Genomic DNA, 24,299 nt, shown 5'->3' with positions numbered 1-24,299 from the left:
CCCCGGGTTACGCTGCGCTTCACCCGGGCTACGATTGCTAATGGGACTTGCCGCGATTTCTGATGAACCGAACACCGCTACGTGCGGCTTCCTCCGCAAAACGGTGCACAGCCAGGGCGGTATGGATCATTGGCACGAGCGGATCGTGTCGCCGCAGCGGGATCAGGACGTCGCCGATGGCAAGGCGCCCGCGCCAGATCGGGTTGATCATGGGATGGTCGGGCGCCGCGGTTGAATCCGCCGAGCGGATCGCCGGATCGCCACAGAGATGGCGGGTGAGATCGAGCGTCAACTGCACGCCCGGCGAATATTTGGCAAAGCGCTCGTCGACGCCGAGCTTGAAATAGAACGCGCGCTCCTGGTGCCGCAGCACGATCGCGGCTGCGACCGCGGTGTCGGCGGCGCGGAGCGTTACGATCTCGCATTGGCCGGTTTCGGCAAGCGCCACCGTGCCGCGGCGGATGAAGGTGGCGTCGCCATCGTGCTGGACGAGCGCGGTGCCGCGCTTGCCTTTCCAGCCGCTGGCTTCGAGGATGAGGAAGGTTTCGAGCGCGGCTGCGACGTCATCGGGCGAGCGCGCCACCTCGAAATGCACCGCGCCGTGTTCGTTGAGACGATGACGTAGCCGGCGCAGCTCCTTCAGCTTCTTGGTTCCGAGTGCTTCGAGCAGCAGTTCGTCCGCATTGCGCGTCGCGTCGAGGCAGGCGCGAAGGCATGACTGCATCAGGCGCGGACGCATGCCGTTCAGCCGCAGCACTTCGGTGAAGGCCCGCATCGCTTTGCCGTCCAGCGACATGTCACGCAGGATCAGCGCATGCGCACCAGCCTTGCGCGCTTCCTGCATCAGCCGCTCCGCTGCTGCCTCAGTGACGTCGCCATCGAGCGGCGGCGTGCACAGCGTGCCATAGGGCTGTGCGCTCACCAGCGCGGGCAGGGGGATTTTATAAGCGCGCCACAGCGAGACGACCGGCAACAGCCCGGTCATCCGCGCCGGTCCGTCATAGGCGAGCGGAGCATCGCTGAAGGCGCTGAGCGCGAGCGCGCCTGTGCGGCCGCGAGCGGAGGCGCTCACCGCCAAGACCCAATCCGGCAGGTAGTAGGCATTCGGCTCGGCCACGTGCTCGGCGAGCGCGCGCCATTGGCTCATGGGAATATCGGCAAGCGGCGCGAGCGCGGGACTGCCGCTCGCCGGCGCATGCGCAGGCATGGCATCGTCGGTCGATGCGCGATCAATAACCGCTTTGTCGGCGATCTCGGCCACTTTCCCCGCTTCCCCGTGCGTGAGCGATGGAGGGACTGTCAACGTCGCCCCTCGTGATCGCGCTTACCGGAAAGCTAGCGGAAGAAATGCAAAATACGGTTGGTTCGGCGCTGCAATTTAAGCGGTACTGTTAACGGATCGTTCACCAAAAAGGGGCCGCCGAAATGCGTTCGGCGGCCCCTTTTGTCTTGTTCAGTGCCTACCAGCGATCGTCACCGACGCCGATACCCACGGTCCCGCCGGGCGTTCGAATGCCGACACCCGCGCGCGGGCCGCCATCGTAGTAATCGCGGTCGCGATATTCGCGGCGCTCGATGTAACGCTCGCGCGGCATGTAGTTGTAGGAATCGCGGACGATCACGCGCCTGCCGCCGCGGGTGCGATAGCAGTTCCCGTCATCGTCACACACCATGCGCACATGCTGCACGAGTTCAGGGTTGCTGTAGTCCGTGGTGCTATAGATGTCGGTGGCCTTGGCAGCGCTGCCGACAGACAACGCGCCGACGCCGGCCAGCAAAGCGATTGCAAATGTCTTCATGGTTCCGCCTCCGCATAAGATACTGCCCTCTCGGCTGACAAAGCTGCGCGGAGGGTTTCGTTCCGAAGGAACTGGCTTGGCGCGATCGGTTCCGTTGCGCGCGCGCTTGTACCGAGGTGGAACAATTCAGTCGTCGGCGAACAGAGATCAGATCGGCTCGTAATTCTCCGTCGCGCAAGTATCGTCGCTGTCGATCCGGCGGCGGTCGGCGATGGCGCCTTCATTGATGAAGACGCGATAGGTCTGCGTGCCCAAGGGCTGGCCCATCACCGATGTCAGTTCAGCGCGCACGCAGGCGGTCCATCCCAGTCCGCGCAGATCGTGCAGCGGCTGCGAGACACGAACATTGGCGGGACGCGACGTCGATACGAACACCGAGTCCAGTTTTTCGCTGACTAGCCGCTTGATATCGGGCGGCGCTTCAAGCGGCGGCGGCTCGGCCTCCCTGGCGCGCAAGAACGCCGGCATTGGCAGCGGCGAGCGGCTATCCACGAAGCCGCAACCGGCCAGCGTAGCCGCCAAACCTAACAGCAATGTAATGCGAGCGTTGTCCCACCCCATTCGAGGTACTTACCCTGCGCGAATAAACTTGGCTGCCCCCGAACGGCGCGCTATCGATCAACTATTGCTGAATTGGTCCGGGGCACGCCATGCTGCCGTTTTCCAGTATGAAGATACCGGGGCGGAGTGGCAGGGAGAGAGTAACAATGCGCAAGTTAACGGTCGCCGCGGCGGTATTGGCGCTGATGGCGATGCCAGCCCATGCCCAGATGGGCGGCAAGCGGCATCGCGGCGACGCGGCCGGAAGCAAGCAGGACAGCAAGCCGAAGGTCGACGAGAAGGCTTACAAGGCCGCGCTCGAACGCATCCCCGAGCCCAAGGAGAAATACGATCCCTGGGGCGTGGCGCGGCCGACGGAGCCTGCGAAGAAATCGAAGTGATCTGACGGCAATCCATCGTCGAATAATGCGGCAATGTCGATGGGGTCGTGCGACACGTGAGCCGGCGCATGAACCTTGCCGTCAAACCTCACGACCAATCCGGCAAGCCATCGCATTGCCGGAGATCGTTCGATGTCGCGCCGCTCGCTCGCCAGACTGCTTGTTTCCGCTGCCGTGCTGCTCGGCGCCTGTCCCGCTTTGGCCGAGAACCGGCTAGCGCTGGTGATCGGACAATCCGCCTACAAATCAGTGCCGGTGCTGCCCAACCCGGCCAATGACGCCAAGGCGATGACGCAACTTCTCACCGATTCGGGCTTCCAGGTGCTATCGGCGTCCGACCTCTCGCAGAATGAATTGCGGGCCAAAGTCAGCGAATTCGCCGGCGACGTCGCGGCGAAGGGCGCCGACACGGTGGCGCTGGTGTTCTATGCCGGACACGGCCTGCAGGTCGATGGCGAGAATTTCCTCGTTCCGACCGACGTCGATCCGAAGCGCGAGGCCGACATTCCGATCCAGGCGGTGCGCCTCAATGATGTCCTGAACACGCTGAATTCGGTGCCGAGCAAGATGCGCATCCTTCTGCTCGATGCGTGCCGCAACAATCCATTCCCGCAGCTCAAGAGCGCCGGCCAGGGACTTGCGATTGTCGACGCCAAGACCGGCGCGCCCGGCACCTTCGTGTCGTTCTCGACCTCGCCTGGTGCGGAAGCCGAAGACGGCGACGGCAGCAACAGTCCCTACACGACGGCGCTGCTCGCGGCAGCGAAAGAGCCGGCGCGGATCGAGGAGACCCTCAAGCGCGTTCGTGTCGCGGTGAACAAGGCGACGGCTGGCCGGCAGACGCCGTGGGACAGTTCGTCGTTGACCGAAGATTTCCGCTTCGTAGCTGATGCCGCCGGCACCAACACTGCCGCGCCGAAACTCGCATCGGCCAAGCGCACGGTCGAGGAGTGGAAGCGCGATTTGCAGGGCAAGCCGGTCGACACGGCCAATGAGATCATCGTCGCCGACGGCACCGACGAGGCCTATGAAGCCTTTGCTGCGCTCTATGCCTCGACGCCGCGCGGGCTGCAGGCGCGTGATTGGCTCGATCGCCATCGCCGCATGGTGGCCTGGAACAAGGCCGTCCTGATCAACACCGCGGCCGGTTATCGCGCGTTCCTCGCGCAATATCCGGACAGCGATCTCACCGCGACCGCGCGCAAATTGGAGGAGCGGCAGCGCAACCGCCCGAACATGGCGCTGGCTCTCGCAGCGCCCGTCAGCGTGCCCGCGACCAACGCCGCGCTGACCTGTCCCTGCAACGCGCCGTCGCAACCGGCGCCGATCAAGAGGGTTGATACGCCGGCCAGGAAGCGCGCCGAGCCGGCGCCGCCCAAGCGCGCCAGCACGCCGCCGCGCCGCTTCGTCGAGGAGGAGGACGTCGTGGTCGTGCGCCGTCCGCCGCCGCGCGTCGTCTACGAACCCGCCGGACCGCCGGTCTCGATCGGAATCGGGATCGGCGTCGGCGGTGGCTATGGCCGGCCCGGCGGCTATGGTGGCTATGGCGGCCGCGGCGGCGATGGCTGGAGCGGTCGCAGGAGTGGATACTGACCAGGTAATGGCGTAAATCATCCGGGGAAGATGCAGCAGTCCATGACCGCATCTTCAGCGGGACGCCATGCGCCATCTCGTCCGCCTGCTTGCCGTGTTGTGTGTCGCGACGCCGGCCCTTGCATGGGAGCATTGGGGTGGCGATCGCGGCGGATCGCGCTTCTCGCCGCTCAAAGAGATCACGCCTGACAATGTCGCCAACCTGATCCGCGCCTGGGAATTCCGGACCGGCGATCTCGACCGCCGCGCGCCAGAGGTGATGCGGCGGACGAAATTCCAGGCGACGCCGCTGTTCGTCGAAGACAGCCTGGTGTTCTGCTCGCCGTTCAACGAGGTGATCGCGCTCGATCCCGGGAGCGGCGCGCAGAAGTGGCGCTACGATCCCGGTATCAGCACCCGCCAGCGTCCCGCCAACCGCTATGTCTGCCGCGGCGTCGCCTATTGGGTCGACGACAATGCGCCTGCGGGGGCCGTTTGCCGATCGCGGATATTCATGGGCACCAACGATGCCCGTCTGATCGCACTCGATGCCAAGAGCGGGATTCGTTGCACCGGTTTCGGCAATGCCGGCGAGGTCAGGCTCGATATCGGCATGACGCTGGAATGGCCGGGCGAATTTCAGGTGACCTCGCCGCCGGTGGTTGGCCGCGGCGTGATCGTGGTCGGCTCTGCGATCGGCGACAACCGCCGCGTCGACGCACCGCGCGGCGTGGTGCGCGCCTTCGATGCGCGCAGCGGAGCACCGCGCTGGAATTTCGATCCGCTGCGGCATGACGGCATTGAGGCGGGCCACGCCAATGTCTGGGCGCCGATGTCGGTGGATGAAGTGCGCGGCCTGCTGTTCCTGCCGACGACGTCGCCGAGCCCGGATTTCTGGGGCGGCAAGCGTTCGGGCAACAACGAGCATGCCAACTCGGTCGTCGCGCTGCGGATCGAGACGGGTGAACTGGTGTGGTCGTTCCAGACCGTGCATCACGATCTATGGGACTACGACCTGCCGGCGCAGCCGACGCTGGCGCGGATCGATGTCAGCGAAGCGATGCGCGATGTCGTGATCCAGCCGACCAAGCAAGGCTTCCTCTTCGTGCTCGACCGTAACAGCGGCAGGCCGGTGTGGCCGGTCGAGGAGCGCGCGGTGCCGCAAGGCACGGCGGAGGGCGAGAGGCCTTCGCCGACGCAGCCATTCCCGACCCATGTGCCGACGCTGGTGCCACAGAAGATCTCGGTCGACGACGCGTTCGATCCGTTTCCGCTGCTCGGCCGCTCCACCTGCAAGGAGCAATTTGCAAGCGCGCGCAGCGAGGGCCTGTACACGCCGCCATCGACGCAAGGCACGCTGTTGTTTCCATTCACCGGCGGCGGCGTGAACTGGGGCGGCGTCGCGTTCGATCCGGTCCATCAGATCCTCTACGCCAATGTCAGCCGTGCCGTGCATCTGGTGAAGCTGATCCCGCGCGAGCAGGCGATTGGCTTCAATCCGCCGCCCGGCCATGATTTCGGCCGGCAGGAGGGCGCGCCTTTCGCGATGTCGCGCGCAGTGGTGATGTCGCCGCTCGGATTGCTGTGCAACAAGCCACCCTGGGGCGAGATGGTCGCGGTTGACCTGAGGGCCGGCAAGATTCTCTGGCGTTCGACGGTCGGCACGACGGAGGATCGCGCGCCGCTCGGCATTGCACGCCCCTGGGGCATGCCGCTGGTGAATGGCGTAGTGGTCACCGCGGGTGGGCTCGTCTTCACCGGCGCGATGGATGCTTATCTGCGCGCGTTCGATGCCAAAACCGGCCGGGAGTTGTGGCAGGGCCGGCTGCCGGTGCCCGGCGTTGCCAATCCCATGACCTATCTGTGGAGGGGCGAGCAATATGTCGTGATCAGCGCCGGCGGCCATTCGGAAGCGGGCACCACGATCGGCGACAGCGTAGTGGCTTTCCGTTTGCCGCGGCAGGGCGAAGCGCCATCGCTGTGGTCGCGCACGATCGACCGGCCGGGCGGACGCTTCCTTGGCGGTGCGATTTCGGCGGGGCTCGTTGTTGCGCTCATGGCGGCTGGGGCGTGGCGCTGGCGTCGCCGGAGCGATGCTCGCTAAGCAATGCTGTGCGGTCACAGCATTGCAAACGCGCTCGACACCATCGCCACCGGCTTGTTGTCGGTGGCGGAGAGCAGCGTGACGCGGCCGAAACTCATGGTGCGGCCGAGGCGGACGACGCGGGCGTCCGCCAGCACGTCGGCGGCACTGACCGCGCGCATGAAATGCGTGGTCTGGTCGACGGTGGTCATCGGCCGATAGCTGCGGTTGGCGGCGAGGTTGGCAATCACCATCGAGGTGTCCGCGAACGCCATCAGTGCCTGACCGCAGACGACGCCGCCGTTGCGGCACAGCCGTTCGGAGAACGGCATGCGCAAGAGCGCGCCAGGCTGCCAATCGGCGCCGGCCTCCTGCGGCGGCGCAGCATCAAAGCCCTCGATCGAGAGATTGAGATCGAGCACCCAGGGGGCGAAGACCTCGGCCAGCACCCGCCGCGCATCATCAATGCCGAATTCCGTGACCTCTTCCTGCTGCATGGGGTGCTCGTTCCTCTCCCTGGATGATGACGGTATTCTAGAGGGCATTTCGGGCAAGGGAACAGCAGGGCGGCCGGCTTGAAATTGCCAGACTTTTGGCGCCGGATCGCGCCCGAGGCCCTGCTTTGCGGTGCGGCTTGGGCGATGCTATACGCGAGGCCAATCCCCAGGGGAGTAGCAAGGGAGCATTTCATGAGAATTCTGGGCGCCATCGCTGTCGTGGCGATGCTGGCAACACCGGCCTACGCGCAAATATCGACCCCCCATATCAATCTGCTTTCCGACGGGCCGACGAAGACGCCGGACGAGATCGAGCAGGACCAGGTCAGGGACAAGGCCTACAGGGAATCGCTGAAGAAGATTCCGGATGCCAAGACCTCATCCGATCCGTGGGGTAATGTGCGGAGCGAGGCCCCCAAAGCCGCTACCCCGGCCAAGCCGAAGACCAAGACGGGCAGCGCGCAGCAGTAGCGCCGGCCCGCGCGGAGACTCGGATTCGGTCTCCGCTCGCCCTATATTTGGCCTGTCGTCACCTGGTTTGGAATTGCGACATGGCCTTGCGTCCGCGTGATCTCGCGAGCCGAATGGCCGCCCGGCGAAAGCGGGGCGACGGCTTCCTGCGCGAGACCTTTACCCTGCCACGCGACGAGGCGCGGTTGAAGGCGCGCGACTTCCTCAACCGGTATCCGAAGGCCGCCTATATGAGCGCGGTGGAAAGCTGGCGCGAATTGCCCGGCGACCGGATCGAATTCACGATGCGTCGTCTCGCCAGCGCCGATTGACGAGCCAGACTCCCAAACCGTGTTGATCTACTCCAGCGTTTTCGCGACCAGCCGGATCCGGAAGACCAGGCTCTTGGCCTCGTCCAGCAGTTCTATCTGCCACTCCGCATTTTCCTGAAGATGACGCGACACGCCGCCGATCATGTCGGCGCAGACACGCGTCATCTCCTTCCACGCAGCGTCGCGATCAGCGAACTCGGCACCGTCGTTGCAGATGCCGGTGCCGTCGGCGGTTCGGATGCGAAAGAAATAGAGCGGCATGAGATGGCACCGGCGCATCAATGGCCGCCGACCGGCAACCCACTGGGAGTAAAAACTCAGTGGAGGTCCTGACGGGGGAAAGATCAATCCCGGTTGTTTACGGGAGTGCTGTCAGCGCAATGATGAGCCTGCGGCGCTGCTCGCTTCGCGGCTGGCTTTCTTCAGCTCGCGGTCGATGCGTAACTGAACCCGTCGGATCGCGAGCAACTGAAGCTTCGCCTCGGTCTTGCCGGTCTTGATTGTATCGCCGATCTGAAACTGCCACTTCCACACACCGGGGGTGGCCGGTGTGACGGTATATTCGACGCCTTTATGGATCATCTTTTAGGCTCCGCGCACACCCGGCGGTATTCCGGGCCGAACGAATGTTGCGCCACCTTGCAGTCTGCCGAAGGGCAGTTGCCGCAGCCTTGCGCGATCCGATCGCCAGTCCCGGTATTCCCAAACCTCAATCGCCGTCCCCGAGTTTAACGCAGGTTAACATCGATCGAATTCGACCGTTCCAGCGGCTGCATATTTTTCCCAGGGTTTGGCAGTTCCGCTTGGACACGCCGTTGCCGACGCGGTCGATCAAACTGCGTCATGCGATGCGTGACGGAACCATCTCGAAACGTGGTAGCCGCGGCGGCCCTTGGGCAAGCTCGGACGCGTCCGGACCGACGAGCAACTTGTCGTCCGAGGAGCCGGAAGCACTCTACGATCCCGTCAGGTGTGGAGGGATACCGTCAAGCAGGCCCGTTCGAAAACTCGTGCGTTCTCGGGCAGATGCACCAAATCGCGAACATTTTGATGGAACTTTGTTCTTGTCCGGAGAACTACGGCGCCCGCGCGGGCTCGATCGGTACATGGACACCCAGTGCTCGCCCACATTGGGTTTCAGTCGCGGACGATCGCTGTCATCGGGGCGGAGCAATCGTAGCTGGGCGATGGGACTGCAGGCTGCGCGGGCTGTCGCTCCAGTGCTTGCCGTTGGCGGCGATCGGATGCCAGCGAGCAAGCCATTGCGCGCAAGCGTCGATCTGGAGCGCGTGTTCGAGGAACCTTCGCAAGGCACGCGACGAGCTTTGCGCGAGCGCCTGATCGATCGCAGTCGAGTTCACGACTGCTAGTTCTTCCCAACCATCTCGACGGGATGGCGGCCTTATTGCTGCAACTGCCATTGCTCGGCGTAGACAGCCAGCCGCTCATATTCTTCGGCGATCTTAAGCAGCCTTTCGCGCGAGCTACGGTACGCAAACGACTCTGCTTTGGTACGGGTTTCCTCCGCTTGCTCTCGCCAGTAGCGCGGGTCTTGCAGCGTGTTCCTCATGGCATTTCCCGTTCTGATCTGTCTGAAAGACAATTCCGGAACGGAAGAGATGCTCCCTCGCAAGGAAGGAAACCCGGATGCCCGCTAACTTGCGTTAAGCTCGAAAGGAACTTCGTTCTCGGTCGGAGAACTACGGATTGTCGCCCTCTCTCGGAAACGGCTCAAAGGTTTGACGTCCCAGGAACGTGTCAGGCTTTGCACTTTGTTCGAGGAGTTCGAAGGACTGGGCGACGATCTCGCGCGACCGTGTAGCGATGACATCGTCCTGTGTCCGGGAAGGGCGGCAAATATGAGTGCGCCAGTCGATCATCTTCGGGCTCCCTCAGATTTATGCAGGCGGGAGCGCGATTGGTCTCTCAGCCACCGACGCCTACGGGGCGGATCCGCTGCCGATGATGGACGGGCAACTCGGACGGTGCAGGTTTGGTTCGAAGTGGCTGGGGGCAAAAAGAACATATTGCGAACATGGAACAAAGGTGGTACAGAATTTCCAACGCAATAAACCATCGATTTCTTAATCGCGCCCCGTTTGTCCCGCTAGCGAATCCCCGTCATAAGGAGCACATCCAATGTCCGCCACTACGCTGCGTATTGTCGAAGGATCCTCTATGGATAAATCCAAAGCTCTGTCTGCTGCGCTGTCCCAGATCGAGCGCCAGTTCGGCAAGGGCTCGGTGATGAAGCTCGGCAAGAGCGACCGCTCGATGGATATCGAGACGGTATCGTCGGGGTCGCTTGGGCTCGACATCGCGCTTGGCGTCGGCGGCTTGCCGAAGGGACGTATCGTCGAGATCTACGGGCCGGAGTCGTCGGGCAAGACCACGCTGGCGCTGCACACGGTGGCGGAAGCGCAGAAGAAGGGCGGCATCTGTGCCTTCATCGACGCCGAACACGCGCTCGACCCGGTCTATGCGCGTAAGCTCGGCGTCAATATCGACGAGCTTCTGATCTCGCAGCCGGATACCGGCGAGCAGGCGCTGGAGATTTGCGACACGCTGGTGCGTTCGGGCGCGGTCGATGTGCTGGTGGTCGATTCGGTGGCGGCGCTGGTGCCCAAGGCCGAGCTCGAAGGCGAGATGGGCGATGCGCTGCCCGGCCTGCAGGCGCGCCTGATGAGCCAGGCGCTGCGCAAGCTCACCGCCTCCATCAACAAGTCCAACACCATGGTGATCTTCATCAACCAGATCCGCATGAAGATCGGCGTGATGTACGGCTCGCCCGAGACGACCACCGGCGGCAATGCGCTGAAGTTCTACGCTTCCGTTCGCCTCGACATCCGCCGCATCGGCGCGATCAAGGAGCGCGACGAGGTGGTCGGCAACACCACGCGCGTGAAGGTGGTGAAGAACAAGCTGGCGCCGCCGTTCAAGCAGGTCGAGTTCGACATCATGTATGGCGAAGGCGTCTCCAAGATGGGCGAAATCCTCGACCTCGGCGTCAAGGCCGGCATCGTCGAGAAGTCCGGCGCCTGGTTCTCCTATGACAGCCAGCGGCTCGGTCAGGGCCGCGAGAACTCCAAGGCGTTCCTCCGCTCCAACCCCGATATCACCAGCAAGATCGAGCTTGCGATCCGGCAGAACTCCGGCCTGATCGCCGAGCAGATCCTCGCGGGCACCCCCGAGCGTGACGCCGACGGCGAGGAGCCGGCGGAAGAGTAAGTTTTTTCGAAATATCCGATTTCTTCGCGGGAAGCGGGCGCTGAGGACGTTGAGTTGCCGACGTCTTCGGCGCCCGTTTTGTTTTTTGCGCGATTGCCGAGGGGGCCATGAAGCGCCTGATCCTGACCAGTTCGTCCGGCTACGGCCTCATGCGCATGGACCTCGCTGAAGCTGTCATTCCTTTCACCACTCGTCTTGTATGGGGGCGCTTGCCGTCTCCCGACGATCTCGCCACCTATGTCGCCGCGCGTTCGGAGCAACACGGTCCGGGATCTCATTGGTCGGACTTCGTCGGCGAGTTTCGCAACGACAGCGAAGCTCGCAAGGACCTCGCCTTGGTCGACTTCTGCAAGCCATACAAGACTATCGAACTATGGTTTGATCCAGAGCCCGATGATCAGTTGAAGCTGATCTTGCTGCTTGATTTCTTTCGTTCCTACCCGGAAACAGCAGCCAAGTTGAAGTTGCGCATTGTCGACTTCGATCTGATCATGATGGACCACGAGGGGCCGGCCGCGCAGCACGTTCGCAAAGTCGATGTTACCGGGGCAATGCTTGAAACGGGAAGCATGAGCTGGCAGGCGTATAGGGCGCCGACGTCAGAACCTTGCTTTCACCTCCTGGGCAAGGATTTGAGTGCGCTGCCGATGCTCAGGCGAACTCTGATTGATCTGCTCGAAGAGCTTCCCTCGGCTTCCACCGGGCTGGGTGCTACGGAAATGCGGATGCTGGAGCTGATCTCAAGGGGCTATGCGAACATCAACCCGCTTTTCCACCTCAGGAAGCTTCGCCAAACGCGCGTCTTCAACGAGTGGGAGCGGGGTTACCTGCTTGACGGGCTTGGGCTCGGCCCGACCCCTGCGGTCGCGGGACTCGACGAAGAGCTGCGGACGATCAGACGGGATAACTTGCGGGACCGGCATACGGCGCTCCTGCGTAGCCGGCTGTCGCTCACTAAGTTTGGCAAGGCCGTCGTCGCCCACAAGGAAGATTTCAGCCGCCACAACCCGATCGACCGCTGGTGGGGCGGCACACATTTGACCAACGATAACCTCTGGCGCTGGAATCCGAGGCTCGTCGCGCCGTGACACGGCCGTAGGATGGGTAGAGCGCAGCGAAACCCATCATTGCCGCCAAGCGCACGGGCGCGATGGGTTTCGCTGCGCTCTACCCATCCTACAATTCTGCAATTTCGAGATTCCGGGGGCCCGCTTTTGCGCGCCCCGGAATGACGGGGTCACCTCATTCCGCAGCTTGCGCGTAATCGCTCACCGGCGGGCAGGAGCACACCAGGTTGCGGTCGCCGTAGACATTGTCGACGCGGCCAACCGGGCTCCAATATTTGTCTGATCGAGAGACGCCGTCGGGGAAGCAGCCCTCAGTGCGGCTATAGGCGCGATTCCATTCGTCGTCGGCGATATCGTGCACGGTGTGCGGCGCGTTCCGGAGCGGTGAGGCTTCGACCTTGAAGCGGCCGCTCTCGATCTCGGCGATCTCCTGGCGGATCGCGATCATGGCATCACAAAAACGATCGATCTCGGCCTTGGATTCCGATTCCGTCGGCTCGATCATCAGCGTGCCCGGCACCGGGAAGCTCATGGTCGGCGCGTGGAAGCCGTAATCGATCAGGCGTTTTGCAATGTCGTCGACGGTGACGCCCGCCGAGGTCTTCAGCGGCCGCGGATCGACGATGCATTCATGCGCGACGCGGCCCTTGGCGTTGCGGTACAGCACCGGGAAATGCGCCTGCAGGCGCGCGGCGATGTAGTTGGCATTGAGGATCGCGATCTCGGTGGCGCGCGTCAGGCCTTCGCCGCCCATCATCAGGATGTAGATGTAGGAGATGGTCAGGATCGACGCTGAGCCAAACGGCGCGGCCGACACCGGCCCGACCGGGTGCGGCGTGCCGCCGTCCGTTGCGGGATGGCGGGGCAGATAAGGGGCCAGATGCGCCCGCACGCCGATCGGGCCCATGCCGGGGCCGCCGCCGCCATGCGGGATGCAGAACGTCTTGTGCAGGTTGAGATGGCTGACGTCGGCACCGTAATCGCCGGGCCGCGACAGTCCGACCTGCGCGTTCAAATTGGCGCCGTCGAGATAGACCTGTCCGCCATGGGCATGCACGATATCGCAGATCTCGCTGATGTGCTCCTCGAACACGCCATGCGTCGACGGATAGGTGATCATCACAGCCGCAAGATTCGCCGAATGCTTCTCCGCCTTGGCGCGGAGATCGTTGACATCGACGTCGCCGCGCGCATCGCAGGCGACCACCACGACGTCCATGCCGGCCATCGCGGCGGATGCCGGATTGGTGCCGTGGGCGGAGGAGGGGATCAGGCAAATCTTACGATGCGCCTCGCCGCGCGCGGCATGATAGCCGCGGATCGCGAGCAGGCCGGCATATTCGCCTTGCGCCCCGGAATTCGGCTGCAGCGACACCGCGGCATAGCCGGTGATGTCGCACAGCCATTTTTCCAATCGCGTAAACAGCGCCTGATAGCCCTTGGCCTGATCTGCCGGCGCGAACGGATGCAGGCTGCCGAACGCCGGCCAGGTCAGCGGCACCATCTCCGTGGTCGCGTTCAGCTTCATCGTGCAGGAGCCGAGCGGGATCATCGCGCGATCGAGCGCGAGGTCGCGATCGCTCAGCTTGCGCATGTAGCGGAGCAGCTCGGTCTCGGAGCGATGCGCGTGGAACACGGGATGGGTCAGGAACGCGGTGGTGCGCTTCAATTCCGTTGGCAGCGCCTCGCGCGCGCCCGTCTCGATGCCGGCATAGGCAAGCGTACCGCCGAATGCGCGCCACACCGCCTCGATGATTTCGGGCGTCGTGGTCTCGTCAACGGCGATGCCGAGCGTACTGTCGCCGATCCGCAGATTGATCTTCTCCGTGCGCGCGCGAGCGACGATCTCGCTCTGCTTCGCGCCGACCTCGACGGTCAGCGTGTCGAAGAACGCCTCGCGCGTCGGCGCAAAGCCGAGCTTGCGCAATCCCGCCGCCAGCACGGACGCGCGGCGATGCACATTGCGCGCGATATGAGTGAGGCCCTCGGGGCCGTGATAGACCGCGTACATCGAGGCGATAACGGCGAGCAGCACCTGTGCGGTGCAGATGTTGGAGGTCGCCTTCTCGCGGCGGATATGCTGCTCGCGGGTCTGCAGCGCCAGCCGGTAGGCAGGCATCCCGCGCGAATCCACTGACAGACCGACGATGCGGCCGGGCAGCGAGCGCTTCAACGCATCGCGCACCGCCATGTAGGCGGCATGCGGGCCGCCATAGCCCATCGGCACGCCGAAGCGCTGCGCCGAGCCGATCGCGATGTCGGCGCCGAGTTCGCCCGGCGACGCCAGCAGCGTCAGTGCCAAAAGATCGGCGGCGACGATCGCGAGCGCGCCCTTGGCACGCAGCGCTGCGATCACGGGCCGCAGGTCGCGCACCGCGCCTGATGTGCCCGGATACTGCAGGAGGGCGCCGAGCACGTCGGCCTTGTCGAGATCGGTGAGGGGATCGCCGACGATCAGGCTCCAGCCCAGCGGCTCGGCGCGGGTGCGCAGCACCGCGAGCGTCTGCGGATGGACTTCGTGGTCGACGAAGAATGCCTGCGCCTTGACCTGCGAGTGTCGCTCGGCAAGGGCCATCGCTTCGGCCGCAGCGGTTGCCTCGTCGAGCAGCGAGGCGTTGGCAACGTCGAGCCCGGTGAGGTCGCAGATCATGGTCTGGAAGTTGAACAGCGCTTCCAGCCGGCCCTGGCTGATCTCGGGCTGATAGGGCGTGTAGGCCGTGTACCAGGCCGGATTTTCCAGGATGTTGCGCTGGATCACCGCCGGCAGGATCGTGCCGGAGTAGCCTTGGCCGATCAGCGAGGTGAACACCTGGTTCTGCGCGGCCAGCTCGGTCATGTGGGCCAGCGCCTCGGTCTCGCTCAGCGCACGGCCGAGATCGAGCGGGGCCTTCTGCCGGATCGAGGAGGGCAGCGTCTCGCCCATCAGCGCGGCAAGGCTGGTGGCGCCGACGGTCTGCAGCATCGCGTCGACGTCGCGCGGCGAGGGGCCGATGTGGCGGCGCACGAAGGTGGCCGCGGCTTCACTGGTCGGTTTGAACGGCGCGTTCATGGCAACCTCTCAGGCGGTGTGGGCTTTGTAGGCGGCTTCGTCCATCAGGCCGCCGAGTTCGCCCTTGTCGGCGATCTTCAGCTTGAAGAACCAGGCCTTGCCTGCGGCATCCGAATTGACCAGCGCCGGCTCGGCGGCGAGCGCGTCATTGACCTCGAGCACTTCGCCCGAGATCGGCGCGTACACGTCGGAGGCCGCTTTCACGGATTCGACGACGGCGGCGGCTTCCGCCTTCTTTAGCGCGCGCCCGACCTTCGGCAGCTCGACGAACACGACGTCGCCGAGCTGTTGCTGCGCGTAATCGGTGATCCCGATCGTGGCGACATCGCCCTCGATGCTGAGCCATTCGTGGTCGGACGTGTAGAGCGTCGTCATGAAAAGTGTCCTCTAGCGTTTATAGGTGTTGGGAACGAAAGGCGTGGCGGCGACCGCAAGCGGCAGGCGCTGGCCGCGCACCTCCGCAAAAACATTGGTGCCGATGGCGGAGAGCGGGGTGGGCAGGTAGCCGATCGCGACCGGTGCATTGAGGCTGGGGCCAAAGCCGCCCGACGTCACCTTGCCGATCGCCTCGCCCGTATCAGCATCGGCAAACAGCGGCGCACCCTCGCGCACCGGCGCGCGTCCCTGCGCCTTCAAGCCGACGCGGCGGCGCGGGGCGCCATGCTCGAACTGGTCGAGGATCTTGTCCGCGCCCGGAAAGCCGCCGGCGCGGGCGCCGCCCTTGCGGCGGCTCTTCTGGACCGACCATTCCAGCGCGGCTTCGACCGGCGTGGTCGTGGTGTCGATGTCGTGGCCGTAGAGGCAGAGCCCGGCCTCCAGCCGGAGGCTGTCGCGCGCGCCGAGCCCGATCGGCAGCACATCCGGATTATCCAGGAGTTGGGTCACCAGCGCTTCGGCATGCTCCACGGGAACGGAGATTTCAAACCCGTCCTCGCCGGTGTAACCGGAGCGGGAGACGAAGCAGTCGAACTCAGCGACGCGGCGCGGGCCGGCGTCCATGAACTTCATCGACGGCGCGTCTGCACAAATTTTCGCCAGCGCCGATTCGGCCCTGGGCCCCTGCAGCGCAATCAGCGCGCGGCCCGACAGCGAATCGATATCGCAGGCATCGGACAAATGTCGCCGGAGATGCGCCTCGTCCTCGGCCTTGCAGGCCGCATTCACCACCAGGAACAGGTGATCACCGAAATTCGCGACCATGAGGTCGTCGAGGATGCCGCCGTCGGCGTTGGTGAACTGGGCATAGCGCTGCCGTCCTGGCGCGACGCCGAGGATGTCCTGCGGCACCAGCCGCTCCAGCGCCAAAGCTGCGTCGGAAACCTTGCCGGATTTCGGCCGCAGCGCGAGCTGGCCCATATGGGAGACGTCGAACAGCCCGGCGGCGGCGCGCGTATGAAGGTGCTCCTTCAGCACCCCGGCGGGATACTGCACGGGCATCTCGTAGCCCGCGAACGGCACCATCTTGCCTCCGCGGGCGAGGTGCAGCGCATAAAGCGGAGTGCGTTTGAGGTCGGATTCGTCTCGCGCAAGCATTGCAGGGCCCTCGCGGTTCCCTGGGGACCATCCCCTGGAAACCCAAAAGCCCCATCTGTCGCTTTGCCTGAGAGTATTATCCCGTCGGCGGGTACGTCCGGCTTGAAGCCTCACGCACCTCTTTCCAGATGTCAGTGGTCACGCGGTCCTTTTGCCTGAGAGTTTCCGGGGCGGTTGCTCCTTCGGCGCCGGCTCAAGGCCGGTCTCTCCCGACGTGACTGATACTAGATAAGAGGGAAACACGACGCGGCCAAGGCTGTCAACGCGGCTGCGGCAACTATCAACGGCCGGTTTACGCGATCGCGGCAAGCCTATGATGTGCTTGCACAGTTTCTGGACACCGCCGTGCGCCTTGTCTAAAAGCGTTCGGCCGGAAGATTAACCCTTTTGTGGCGGATTCCGGGCCCCTTTTCCGATTGGATGGCTATGAGCAGCGTCAACGACATCAGGTCGACCTTTCTGAATTTCTTCGCGAAGAACGGCCACGAGATCGTGCCGTCGTCGCCGCTGGTTCCGCGCAACGACCCGACGTTGATGTTCACCAATGCCGGCATGGTGCAGTTCAAGAACGTCTTCACCGGCGTCGAGAAGCGCCCCTATCAGCGCGCGACCACCTCGCAGAAATGCGTGCGCGCCGGGGGCAAGCACAATGACCTCGACAATGTCGGCTATACCGCGCGCCATCACACCTTCTTCGAGATGCTCGGCAACTTCTCGTTCGGCGATTACTTCAAGGATCGCGCGATCGAGCTGGCCTGGAACCTGGTCACCAAGGAATTCGGGCTCCCGAAGGACAAGCTGACGGCGACCGTCTATATCGATGACGACGAGGCCTTCAATCTCTGGAAGAAGATCGCCGGCCTGCCGGAATCGCGCATCATCCGCATCGCCGGCTCCGACAATTTCTGGCAGATGGGCGATACCGGCCCGTGCGGCCCGTGCTCGGAAATCTTCTACGACCATGGCGACAAGGTCTGGGGGGGCCCGCCCGGCTCGGCGGAGCAGGACGGCGACCGCTTCATCGAGATCTGGAATCTCGTGTTCATGCAGTTCGAGCAGCTCGAGGGCGGCGTGCGCAATCCGCTGCCGAAGCCCTCGATCGACACCGGCGCGGGGCTGGAGCGCGTCGCCGCCGTGCTGCAGGGCGTCCACGACAATTACGATATCGACCTGTTCGTCTCCCTGATCCGCGCGATCGCCGATCTCACCGGCGCCGACCCGAGGGGCGAGCACAAAGCCTCGCTGCGCGTGATCGCCGACCACCTGCGCGCCTCCTCGTTCCTGATCTCCGACGGCGTGCTGCCCTCCAATGAGGGCCGCGGCTACGTGCTGCGCCGGATCATGCGCCGCGCGATGCGCCATGCGCAGCTCCTCGGCGCGCGCGAGCCGTTGATGCATCGCCTCGTCTGGGCGCTGGTCCGCGAGATGGGCCAGGCGTATCCGGAACTGGTGCGCGCTGAGAAACTGATTGAAGAGACACTGCGGCTGGAAGAGACCCGCTTCCGCAAGACCTTGGAGCGCGGTCTTGCCATTCTCGATGAGAAGAGCGCCGGCCTGAAAAAGGGCGACATGTTCGATGGCGACACTGCGTTCACGCTCTACGACACCTATGGTTTCCCGCTCGACCTGACCCAGGACGCACTGAAGTCGCGCGGCATCAGCGTCGATCAGGCCTCCTTCACCGACGCGATGGAGCGCCAGCGCGAGAAGGCGCGTGCGGCCTGGGCCGGAAGCGGCGAGGCTGCGACCGAGAGCATCTGGTTCCCGCTGCGCGAGAAGCTCGGCGCGACCGAATTCTTGGGCTACGAGACCGAGCGTGCCGAGGGCGTGGTCGCGGCACTGGCGAAGGACGGCGCCGAGGTCGACGGCCTGAAGGCCGGCGAGAGCGGCGCGGTGGTCCTGAATCAGACGCCGTTCTATGCGGAATCCGGCGGGCAGGTCGGCGACACCGGCCTGCTCACCGGCGAGGGCGTCACCTTCCGCGTCACCGACACCCAGAAGAAGGCCGGCGATCTCTTCGTCCACATCGGCCAGGTGGAGCAGGGCACGCTGAAGGCCGGCACCGCGCTGCAGCTCGACGTCGATCATGGCAGGCGTTCGGCTATCCGGCGCAACCACTCCGCGACGCACCTCCTGCATGAGGCGTTGCGGCAGGTGCTCGGCGACCACATCGCCCAGCGCGGTTCGCTGGTGGCGCCGGACCGGCTGCGCTTCGACTTCGTGCACCCGAAGCCGATCACGGCGGAGGAACTCGCCCGGGTCGAGGACATCGCCAATGACGTGGTGCTCGAGAACGACGAGGTCACCACCCGCGTCATGGCGGTCGATGACGCCCGCGAAGCCGGCGCCCGCGCTTTGTTCGGCGAAAAGTACGGCGACGAGGTCCGCGTGGTCTCGATGGGCAAGGGCCCGCGCGAGCAGGGCCAGAACGCGTTTGGCTGGTCGGTGGAATTGTGCGGCGGCACCCATGTGCGGCGCACCGGCGACATCGGCCTGATCTCGGTGACCAGCGAGAGCGCGGTCGCCTCCGGCGTCCGCCGCATCGAGGCGCTGACGGGTAGCTACGCCCGCAAGCATGCCAACGACACCATCGCGCTGGCGAAGACCGCGGCGCAGGAGCTGCGCACTTCGGTCGAGGACGTGCCGGCGCGCATCGCCTCATTGATGGAAGAGCGCAAGAAGCTCGAGCGCGACCTGTCGGATGCGCGCAAGAAGCTGGCGATGGGCGGCGGCGCCTCCTCGAACGGCGGGGACGCCGGCGTGCGCGAGGTTGGCAACGTCAAGCTGCTGGCGCGCGCGGTCGAGGGCGTCGAGACCAAGGACCTGAAGAGCCTGGTCGACGACGGCAAGAAACAGATCGGCTCCGGCGTAGTCGCGATCGTCGGCGTCACCGAGGACGGCAAGGCCGGCATCGTGGTCGGCGTCACCGCCGATCTCACCTCGCGTTTCAACGCGGTCGATCTGGTGCGCAAGGGATCGGAGGCGCTCGGCGGCAAGGGCGGCGGGGGCCGGCCCGACATGGCGCAGGCCGGAGGACCTGACGGCGCCAAGGCCAATGCGGCGCTATCCGCGATCGAGCAAGCTTTGGCCGGCGTGTAAAGCATGATCCGGAAAAGTGGACCCGGTTTTCCGAAGAGATCATGCTCAAGCAAAGAGATGAGATCGTGATGCGATTCCGTCTAATCGCATCACGATCTCATTGACCATGCCGGGCAAGCGCGAGACCGGTGCCCCTGAGTTGCGGGACCGGCTCTACGAGCTGCTCGAACACGATCATCTGCCTTATACGCCCGGCGCGCGCCTGGTCGGGCTGCTGGTCCTGATCATCGCCATCGATGTGCTGGCGGCGATCCTGGCGTCGGTGCCGGAGTTCGACGCCTCGTTCGGGACGCTGTTCACGACCATCGAGGTCGCCGCAGTCATCGTGTTCGCGCTGGAATATGCGGTGCGGATCTGGAGCGTGGCCGGTCACTCCCTGCACGCCACGACGGCCGTGCGGGCGCGGCTCGAATATGTGTTCTCGAGCTTCGGCATCATCGACCTCATCGCGTTCGTGCCGTCGGCGATCGCGCTGATGCTGGGCGACAAGACCGCGGTGGTGATGTTCGGCATGCTGCCGTTCTTGAAGCTGGTGCACTATTCGCCGGCGATGCGCTCGCTGCTGGCGGCGCTGCACGCCGAGCGGCGCACGCTGGTCGGCTGCCTCGTGATCCTCGCAGGCGCGGTGCTGCTGTTCGCTTCGCTGCTCTACGCGATCGAGCACAAGGTCCAGCCGGACAAGTTCGGCACCATCCCGCAGGCGATGTGGTGGGCGATGGTGACGCTCGGCACCGTCGGCTATGGCGACGTGATTCCGGTGACGCCGCTTGGCAAGATCGTCACGGTGTTCGCGATCGTGTTCGGATTTGCCATGATCGCGCTGCCGGTCGCGATCATCTCGACCGCCTTCGCCGACGAGGTGCGCCGGCGCGATTTCGTCGTCACCTGGGGCATGCTGGCGCGAGTGCCGCTGTTCTCCCATCTCGGCGCCGCCGAGATCGCCGACATCATGCGGCTGCTGCGAGCCCAGACCATCGAGCAGGGCGAGGTGCTGGTCCGCCGCGGCGACGCGGCCTCCTCGATGTATTTCATCACCGCAGGCGAGGTGGAGATCGAATTGCCGAGCCAGCGGGTCAGGCTCTCCGACGGCACCTTTTTCGGCGAGATCGCATTGCTCAAGCGCACCAGCCGCTCCGGCACCGTGACAGCGATGCGCAAGACGAGGTTGCTGGCGCTCGACGCGCAGGATTTCCACGCTTTGATCGAACGCCTGCCGGCGCTGGCCGCGCATGTGAAGGAAACGGCAGAGGCGCGGATCGCCGACACCGGGGAAGTCAGCAAGGGGGACATCGCCGCGGCCGAGATCGCGCAGGCGGAGCCGGCGGAGACCAGCGGCGGAAACGACGATCAGGCCGTGCACTCGTAAATGATCATGCCCGCTGAGTCCTGGTGAGCGGCGCGACAGCAGATACGACAATATCGACGTGATGGGCCACCAGCAGACCGAACCCTCCGTGAGGTTGAACTGTAGCTCGGCGGCAGATTACTTTCGCGGATACTCTCGCGAAGACGCGTGGTAAGTCGGTAAGGCGCGTTGCTACGACTGCTCTCCTAGGGACCGAAAATGACGCTCATCGTCGCAGGTGTTACTGCAGGCAGAGGCTGGATCGTATCTGACACCGTCATAACTGGTGGCACGATCCAACTCCGGGATAGAGAATATCAACTAAAATGTCTTCCCTCTGCGGATCGGCGCAACGGTCGCTCTTGGATCTAGTTTTTTTACTTCCGTTCTTACCTCCGAAATCGGACATGCAGGGCATTCGGCTGAGCCTTTGAAACCGGCATCCTGCTTTCGCTATGGTGTGCTTCGCTTCGGGCGCAACGACGATTTCGATGCTTGGCCGCGACAGAATGACCCGACGAGGCTGGGCAAGTATTCGCCGCGGGCGCGTCCTCGTAGAACGTCCTTTCTTTGCGCGACGCGCATGGCAATGAGGATGGAATTTTCTACGTGCAATCGCCCGCAACGGCGAATGCATTTCTGCGCCGTTCAAGGCTGATTGAATACTTGCCCAGCCTCGACGGGCAAATCACTCAAAAGTCTGTCCAGACTATCAGCGAAAAATATACCGCTTTCGCCGTCGGGCAAATCAGTGATTTAACTCCGCGCGTCTCACGGTAGATGAGGGGCGGGTCGCGATCGTCACGAACGTTGCGGTGAGATGCGGTGGACGCGGGTGTTGCGAAAGACGAACGCAACATCAGCGGACGGCGAAGTCGTGTGGTTCTGGCGCCCCGACGCTGGCGCTAAGTTCGTAGAGACAGTCTGCGGGCGACGGTGGCAAGAAAGCCCGGTCACCGGGAAGAGCACGAAGTAAGTCGTAAACCACTGCGCAGGGAAAGCCGGAATGCTTCGGTTGAACCTGTGGTCCTACCCCCGTGCTTTTTGTTGCACGGGACCCACGGGTGCAACCAGCACCCGGCTTTCCCTGCGCCCTCTGATATCGATGAGAGGGTGAAACGAGACGCAAAGCTCGGGCATCCCATGCTGCGAGAGCGCGGACTCACATCCCTTCACACACTCCACCGTCATGCCCGCGAAGGCGGGCATCCAGTATCCGGGAGCCTCTCGGCTCAAGCACGACTGCCTCTGGAATACTGGATCGTCCGGTCAAGCCGGACGACGACAGCGGAGAGCTGTTTGACATCTTGAATCAGAACTCGCGGCGACGTCGTCGGGTGGGCAAAGCGACTTGTCCGCCGTAGCTCAACGAGCGAAGGCGGAAGCGTGCCCGCCATCGCGACCACGGCGCCAGATGGTGGGCACGGCGCAAGTGCGCCTTTGCCCACCCTACAGCTCTGCAATCGCTTGCTCGCGTCACAACGGCTGCCTGCGCTTTCGCGGGAACGACAGCGGGATGCCGCCAGCGTGGCAGAAAAATCACAGCCGGCCAGCGAGTTGCGCGCGGTCCATTGGCACGTATTGCCTGCCGACCGTCTTGGATTCACTCTTGGCGCACGCACCTGCATGAGTCACGGGAAGGAGCCCCGGAATGAAAAGGGCGCGGAATCTCGTTCTCGGAATAATGGCCGGCCTGATGGCCATCGGCGGCGCCCAGGCCGCGGATCTGCCGGTCAAGGCGAAGGCCGTCGAATATGTGAAGGCGTGCTCGCTGTACGGCGCGGGCTTCTTCTTCATTCCGGGCACCGACACCTGCATCAAGCTCGGCGGCTATGTGCGTGCCGACGTCACCTTCAACGGCGGCGCCGCCCACGGCCAGCCGGCGTGGAATGGCGATGCCGGGCAGCGGAACCGTTATTTCGATTATTTCGTCGACCGCTCGCGCATGGTGCTGACGGTCGATACCCGCACCGCCACCGAATATGGCGTGGTCCGCACCTTCGCTTCGAGCAAATTCCAGTTCACCACGCTGGGGGGCAGCACCTTCAACCCGAACTCGATCAACGGCTCGCTTCCTGTCGCGAACTCGAACCTGCTCGACACCCCCGGCGGCGGCTATGTCGCCATCTATGATCTCTTCGTCCAGTTCGCGGGATTCACCTTCGGCAAGTCAGCGTCCGCCTACGCGTCGCCCTGGCAGGGCACTCCGGGCAACAACTCGTCGTTCCTGCTGGGTGGCCAAAGCGGTGACAATAGCGGTGCCAACAACATCCAGTACACCGCGGACTTCGGCAACGGCGTGACCGGCAGCATCGGACTTGACGATCCTACGGTGTGGGACCGCACCGCCGTCTACAATCTGTCGCTGGCGCTGAATGCCACGTTGAACAGCGGCAACGCCTATGCCGGCGTTCATGCCCCCGAGGTCGTCGGCAATATCCGCGTCGATCAGGCCTGGGGCCTGTTCCAGATTTCCGCAGCGGCGCATGAGGTGAACGCCTCCTACAACGTCCTCAACACCGCTGGCGCGCCGGCCGGCGCGGTCGGCTTGCCGGGTGCGGCGCCGACTGCGTTGTCGGAGATCAGCGGTCACCCTGACACCAGATGGGGTGGCGCGGTGATGGCCGCCCTGCAAATCAAGAACCTGCCGACCGGCACTGCCGATGACATCAAGCTCGATGCGAGCTACGCCAAGGGAGCCACGAAATACATCATCGGAACGGATTCGACCTCGCCGAGCTTTGCGATGTTCGGCGGCTCCAGCAATCCGGCGGCCTATCAGAGCATCGGCTTCGGCGCCACCACCGATGCGGTTTACCTGCCGGTCGCAGCCGGCGGCGACGGCTCGCTGCATCTGACCGAGGCCTTTGGCGTCCGCGGCGCATTCAATCACAACTGGGATCCGTACTGGTCGACGAGCCTCTATGGCAGCTATTCGGTGGTCCGCTACGACGGCACGGCCAAGGCATTCATCTGCGCCAACTACACCACGCCGGCCAAGGCGGTGAGCGCCGACTATGTCTGCAATCCCGACTTCAACGTCTCGCAACTCGGCACGGTGACCCGCTGGACACCCGTCAAGAACCTGACCTTCTCGGCGGAAGTGCAGTGGTTTCACCTCGACCAGAAATTCCAAGGCTCTGCGGTCCTCGGGGCGGCAGCTCCGAAGCCTGCGACGCGCTACGAGTTCAAGGACCAGGATGCAGTCCATCTGGAGCTTCGCGTTCAGCGAAACTTCTGAGGGGCATTTTTCAAAAAATGTTCGTAAGGCGCAAATCAGCGGCGCTATGCAGAATCGGCAAAA

The 24,299-nt window shown here is 64.1% G+C and carries 21 protein-coding genes and 1 riboswitch; of the genes, 10 read left to right on the top strand and 11 right to left on the bottom strand.

The features are described 5' to 3' along the window. Positions 1–37 precede the first annotated feature (37 nt). The 3 genes from AC5ZGW_RS17500 to AC5ZGW_RS17490 all read right to left on the bottom strand — a co-directional run bounded on the left by AC5ZGW_RS17500 (position 38) and on the right by AC5ZGW_RS17490 (position 2,360). Positions 38–1,261 carry a GNAT family N-acetyltransferase gene (locus tag AC5ZGW_RS17500; RefSeq protein ID WP_130228470.1) on the bottom strand — a complete coding sequence of 408 codons (1,224 nt, stop codon included), beginning with the start codon at positions 1,259–1,261 and terminating at the stop codon, positions 38–40. Between the two features lie 199 nt (positions 1,262–1,460). Then, the gene (locus AC5ZGW_RS17495) at positions 1,461–1,799 is read right to left on the bottom strand and encodes a hypothetical protein (protein WP_130228471.1); all 339 of its coding nucleotides are present in this window, start codon (positions 1,797–1,799) and stop codon (positions 1,461–1,463) included. A 147-nt stretch (positions 1,800–1,946) separates the two neighbouring features. After that, positions 1,947–2,360, bottom strand: a complete 414-nt coding sequence (locus AC5ZGW_RS17490; RefSeq protein WP_130228472.1) for a hypothetical protein — start codon at positions 2,358–2,360, stop codon at positions 1,947–1,949. A gap of 146 nt (positions 2,361–2,506) precedes the next feature. On the opposite strand from AC5ZGW_RS17490, the gene AC5ZGW_RS17485 reads away from it, so the two are divergent. From AC5ZGW_RS17485 to AC5ZGW_RS17475, 3 genes are all read left to right on the top strand, one after another. Next, on the top strand, positions 2,507–2,740 hold the full coding sequence (locus AC5ZGW_RS17485) for a hypothetical protein (RefSeq protein ID WP_130228473.1): 234 nt from the start codon (positions 2,507–2,509) through the stop codon (positions 2,738–2,740). A gap of 132 nt (positions 2,741–2,872) precedes the next feature. Next, positions 2,873–4,333 carry a caspase family protein gene (locus tag AC5ZGW_RS17480; protein ID WP_130228474.1) on the top strand — a complete coding sequence of 487 codons (1,461 nt, stop codon included), beginning with the start codon at positions 2,873–2,875 and terminating at the stop codon, positions 4,331–4,333. 67 nt (positions 4,334–4,400) lie between these two features. Then, positions 4,401–6,416, top strand: coding sequence for a pyrroloquinoline quinone-dependent dehydrogenase (locus AC5ZGW_RS17475; RefSeq protein ID WP_130228475.1), 2,016 nt, complete (start codon positions 4,401–4,403; stop codon positions 6,414–6,416). Positions 6,417–6,430: 14 nt separating this feature from the next. On the opposite strand, the gene AC5ZGW_RS17470 is transcribed toward AC5ZGW_RS17475, so the two are convergent. Continuing rightward, entirely contained in the window at positions 6,431–6,892 is a 462-nt protein-coding gene (locus AC5ZGW_RS17470) for a PaaI family thioesterase (RefSeq protein WP_028163515.1), read from the bottom strand. A 192-nt stretch (positions 6,893–7,084) separates the two neighbouring features. Between AC5ZGW_RS17470 and AC5ZGW_RS17465 the strand changes: the two genes are divergently transcribed. Together AC5ZGW_RS17465 and AC5ZGW_RS17460 are read left to right on the top strand one after the other, a co-directional pair. Further along, positions 7,085–7,363: a hypothetical protein gene (locus AC5ZGW_RS17465; protein ID WP_130228476.1), complete on the top strand. Its 279-nt coding sequence runs from the start codon at positions 7,085–7,087 to the stop codon at positions 7,361–7,363. Between the two features lie 80 nt (positions 7,364–7,443). Beyond that, the gene (locus tag AC5ZGW_RS17460) at positions 7,444–7,674 is read left to right on the top strand and encodes a hypothetical protein (protein ID WP_028163513.1); all 231 of its coding nucleotides are present in this window, start codon (positions 7,444–7,446) and stop codon (positions 7,672–7,674) included. Positions 7,675–7,701: 27 nt separating this feature from the next. Here AC5ZGW_RS17460 and AC5ZGW_RS17455 read toward each other — a convergent pair whose 3' ends face one another. The 4 genes from AC5ZGW_RS17455 to AC5ZGW_RS17440 form a co-directional block, all read right to left on the bottom strand. Beyond that, positions 7,702–7,935 (bottom strand): DUF6894 family protein, encoded by a 234-nt coding sequence (locus AC5ZGW_RS17455; protein ID WP_130228477.1) that lies wholly within the window; start codon positions 7,933–7,935, stop codon positions 7,702–7,704. A gap of 111 nt (positions 7,936–8,046) precedes the next feature. Next, positions 8,047–8,256 carry a hypothetical protein gene (locus AC5ZGW_RS17450; RefSeq protein WP_130228478.1) on the bottom strand — a complete coding sequence of 70 codons (210 nt, stop codon included), beginning with the start codon at positions 8,254–8,256 and terminating at the stop codon, positions 8,047–8,049. Between the two features lie 820 nt (positions 8,257–9,076). Then, complete coding sequence (locus tag AC5ZGW_RS17445) at positions 9,077–9,244, bottom strand: hypothetical protein (protein ID WP_165435424.1); 168 nt, start codon at positions 9,242–9,244, stop codon at positions 9,077–9,079. A gap of 130 nt (positions 9,245–9,374) precedes the next feature. Then, positions 9,375–9,554, bottom strand: a complete 180-nt coding sequence (locus AC5ZGW_RS17440) for a hypothetical protein (protein ID WP_130228479.1) — start codon at positions 9,552–9,554, stop codon at positions 9,375–9,377. Between the two features lie 259 nt (positions 9,555–9,813). On the opposite strand from AC5ZGW_RS17440, the gene recA reads away from it, so the two are divergent. Continuing rightward, a complete protein-coding gene (gene recA / locus AC5ZGW_RS17435) occupies positions 9,814–10,902 on the top strand; it encodes a recombinase RecA (RefSeq protein ID WP_130228480.1) in 1,089 nt (362 codons plus the stop codon). A 107-nt stretch (positions 10,903–11,009) separates the two neighbouring features. Next, complete coding sequence (locus tag AC5ZGW_RS17430; RefSeq protein ID WP_130228481.1) at positions 11,010–11,990, top strand: hypothetical protein; 981 nt, start codon at positions 11,010–11,012, stop codon at positions 11,988–11,990. A gap of 154 nt (positions 11,991–12,144) precedes the next feature. Here the strand turns inward: AC5ZGW_RS17430 and gcvP are convergent, their stop codons facing one another. Genes gcvP through gcvT form a run of 3 tightly spaced genes read right to left on the bottom strand, consistent with a single transcriptional unit; the run spans position 12,145 to position 16,551 of the window. Next, a complete protein-coding gene (gcvP, locus tag AC5ZGW_RS17425; RefSeq protein WP_130228482.1) occupies positions 12,145–15,018 on the bottom strand; it encodes an aminomethyl-transferring glycine dehydrogenase in 2,874 nt (957 codons plus the stop codon). A gap of 9 nt (positions 15,019–15,027) precedes the next feature. After that, on the bottom strand, positions 15,028–15,393 hold the full coding sequence (gcvH, locus tag AC5ZGW_RS17420) for a glycine cleavage system protein GcvH (RefSeq protein WP_028163506.1): 366 nt from the start codon (positions 15,391–15,393) through the stop codon (positions 15,028–15,030). A 12-nt stretch (positions 15,394–15,405) separates the two neighbouring features. Beyond that, positions 15,406–16,551 (bottom strand): glycine cleavage system aminomethyltransferase GcvT, encoded by a 1,146-nt coding sequence (gene gcvT, locus AC5ZGW_RS17415; RefSeq protein WP_130228483.1) that lies wholly within the window; start codon positions 16,549–16,551, stop codon positions 15,406–15,408. Positions 16,552–16,684: 133 nt separating this feature from the next. Beyond that, a riboswitch (glycine riboswitch) is annotated at positions 16,685–16,774 on the bottom strand. A gap of 203 nt (positions 16,775–16,977) precedes the next feature. Here gcvT and alaS point away from each other — a divergent pair. The 3 genes from alaS to AC5ZGW_RS17400 all read left to right on the top strand — a co-directional run bounded on the left by alaS (position 16,978) and on the right by AC5ZGW_RS17400 (position 24,236). Continuing rightward, positions 16,978–19,650: an alanine--tRNA ligase gene (alaS, locus tag AC5ZGW_RS17410; RefSeq protein WP_165435425.1), complete on the top strand. Its 2,673-nt coding sequence runs from the start codon at positions 16,978–16,980 to the stop codon at positions 19,648–19,650. A gap of 106 nt (positions 19,651–19,756) precedes the next feature. After that, positions 19,757–21,016: a cyclic nucleotide-gated ion channel gene (locus tag AC5ZGW_RS17405; protein WP_130228485.1), complete on the top strand. Its 1,260-nt coding sequence runs from the start codon at positions 19,757–19,759 to the stop codon at positions 21,014–21,016. Between the two features lie 1,630 nt (positions 21,017–22,646). Next, positions 22,647–24,236, top strand: a complete 1,590-nt coding sequence (locus AC5ZGW_RS17400) for a porin (protein WP_130231091.1) — start codon at positions 22,647–22,649, stop codon at positions 24,234–24,236. Positions 24,237–24,299: the final 63 nt, after the last annotated feature.

The sequence above is a fragment of the Bradyrhizobium sp. Crot121 genome (assembly GCF_059512385.1).
The sequence above is the reverse complement of the archived record's forward strand: the minus strand, read 5'-3'. Positions and strand labels throughout refer to the sequence as shown.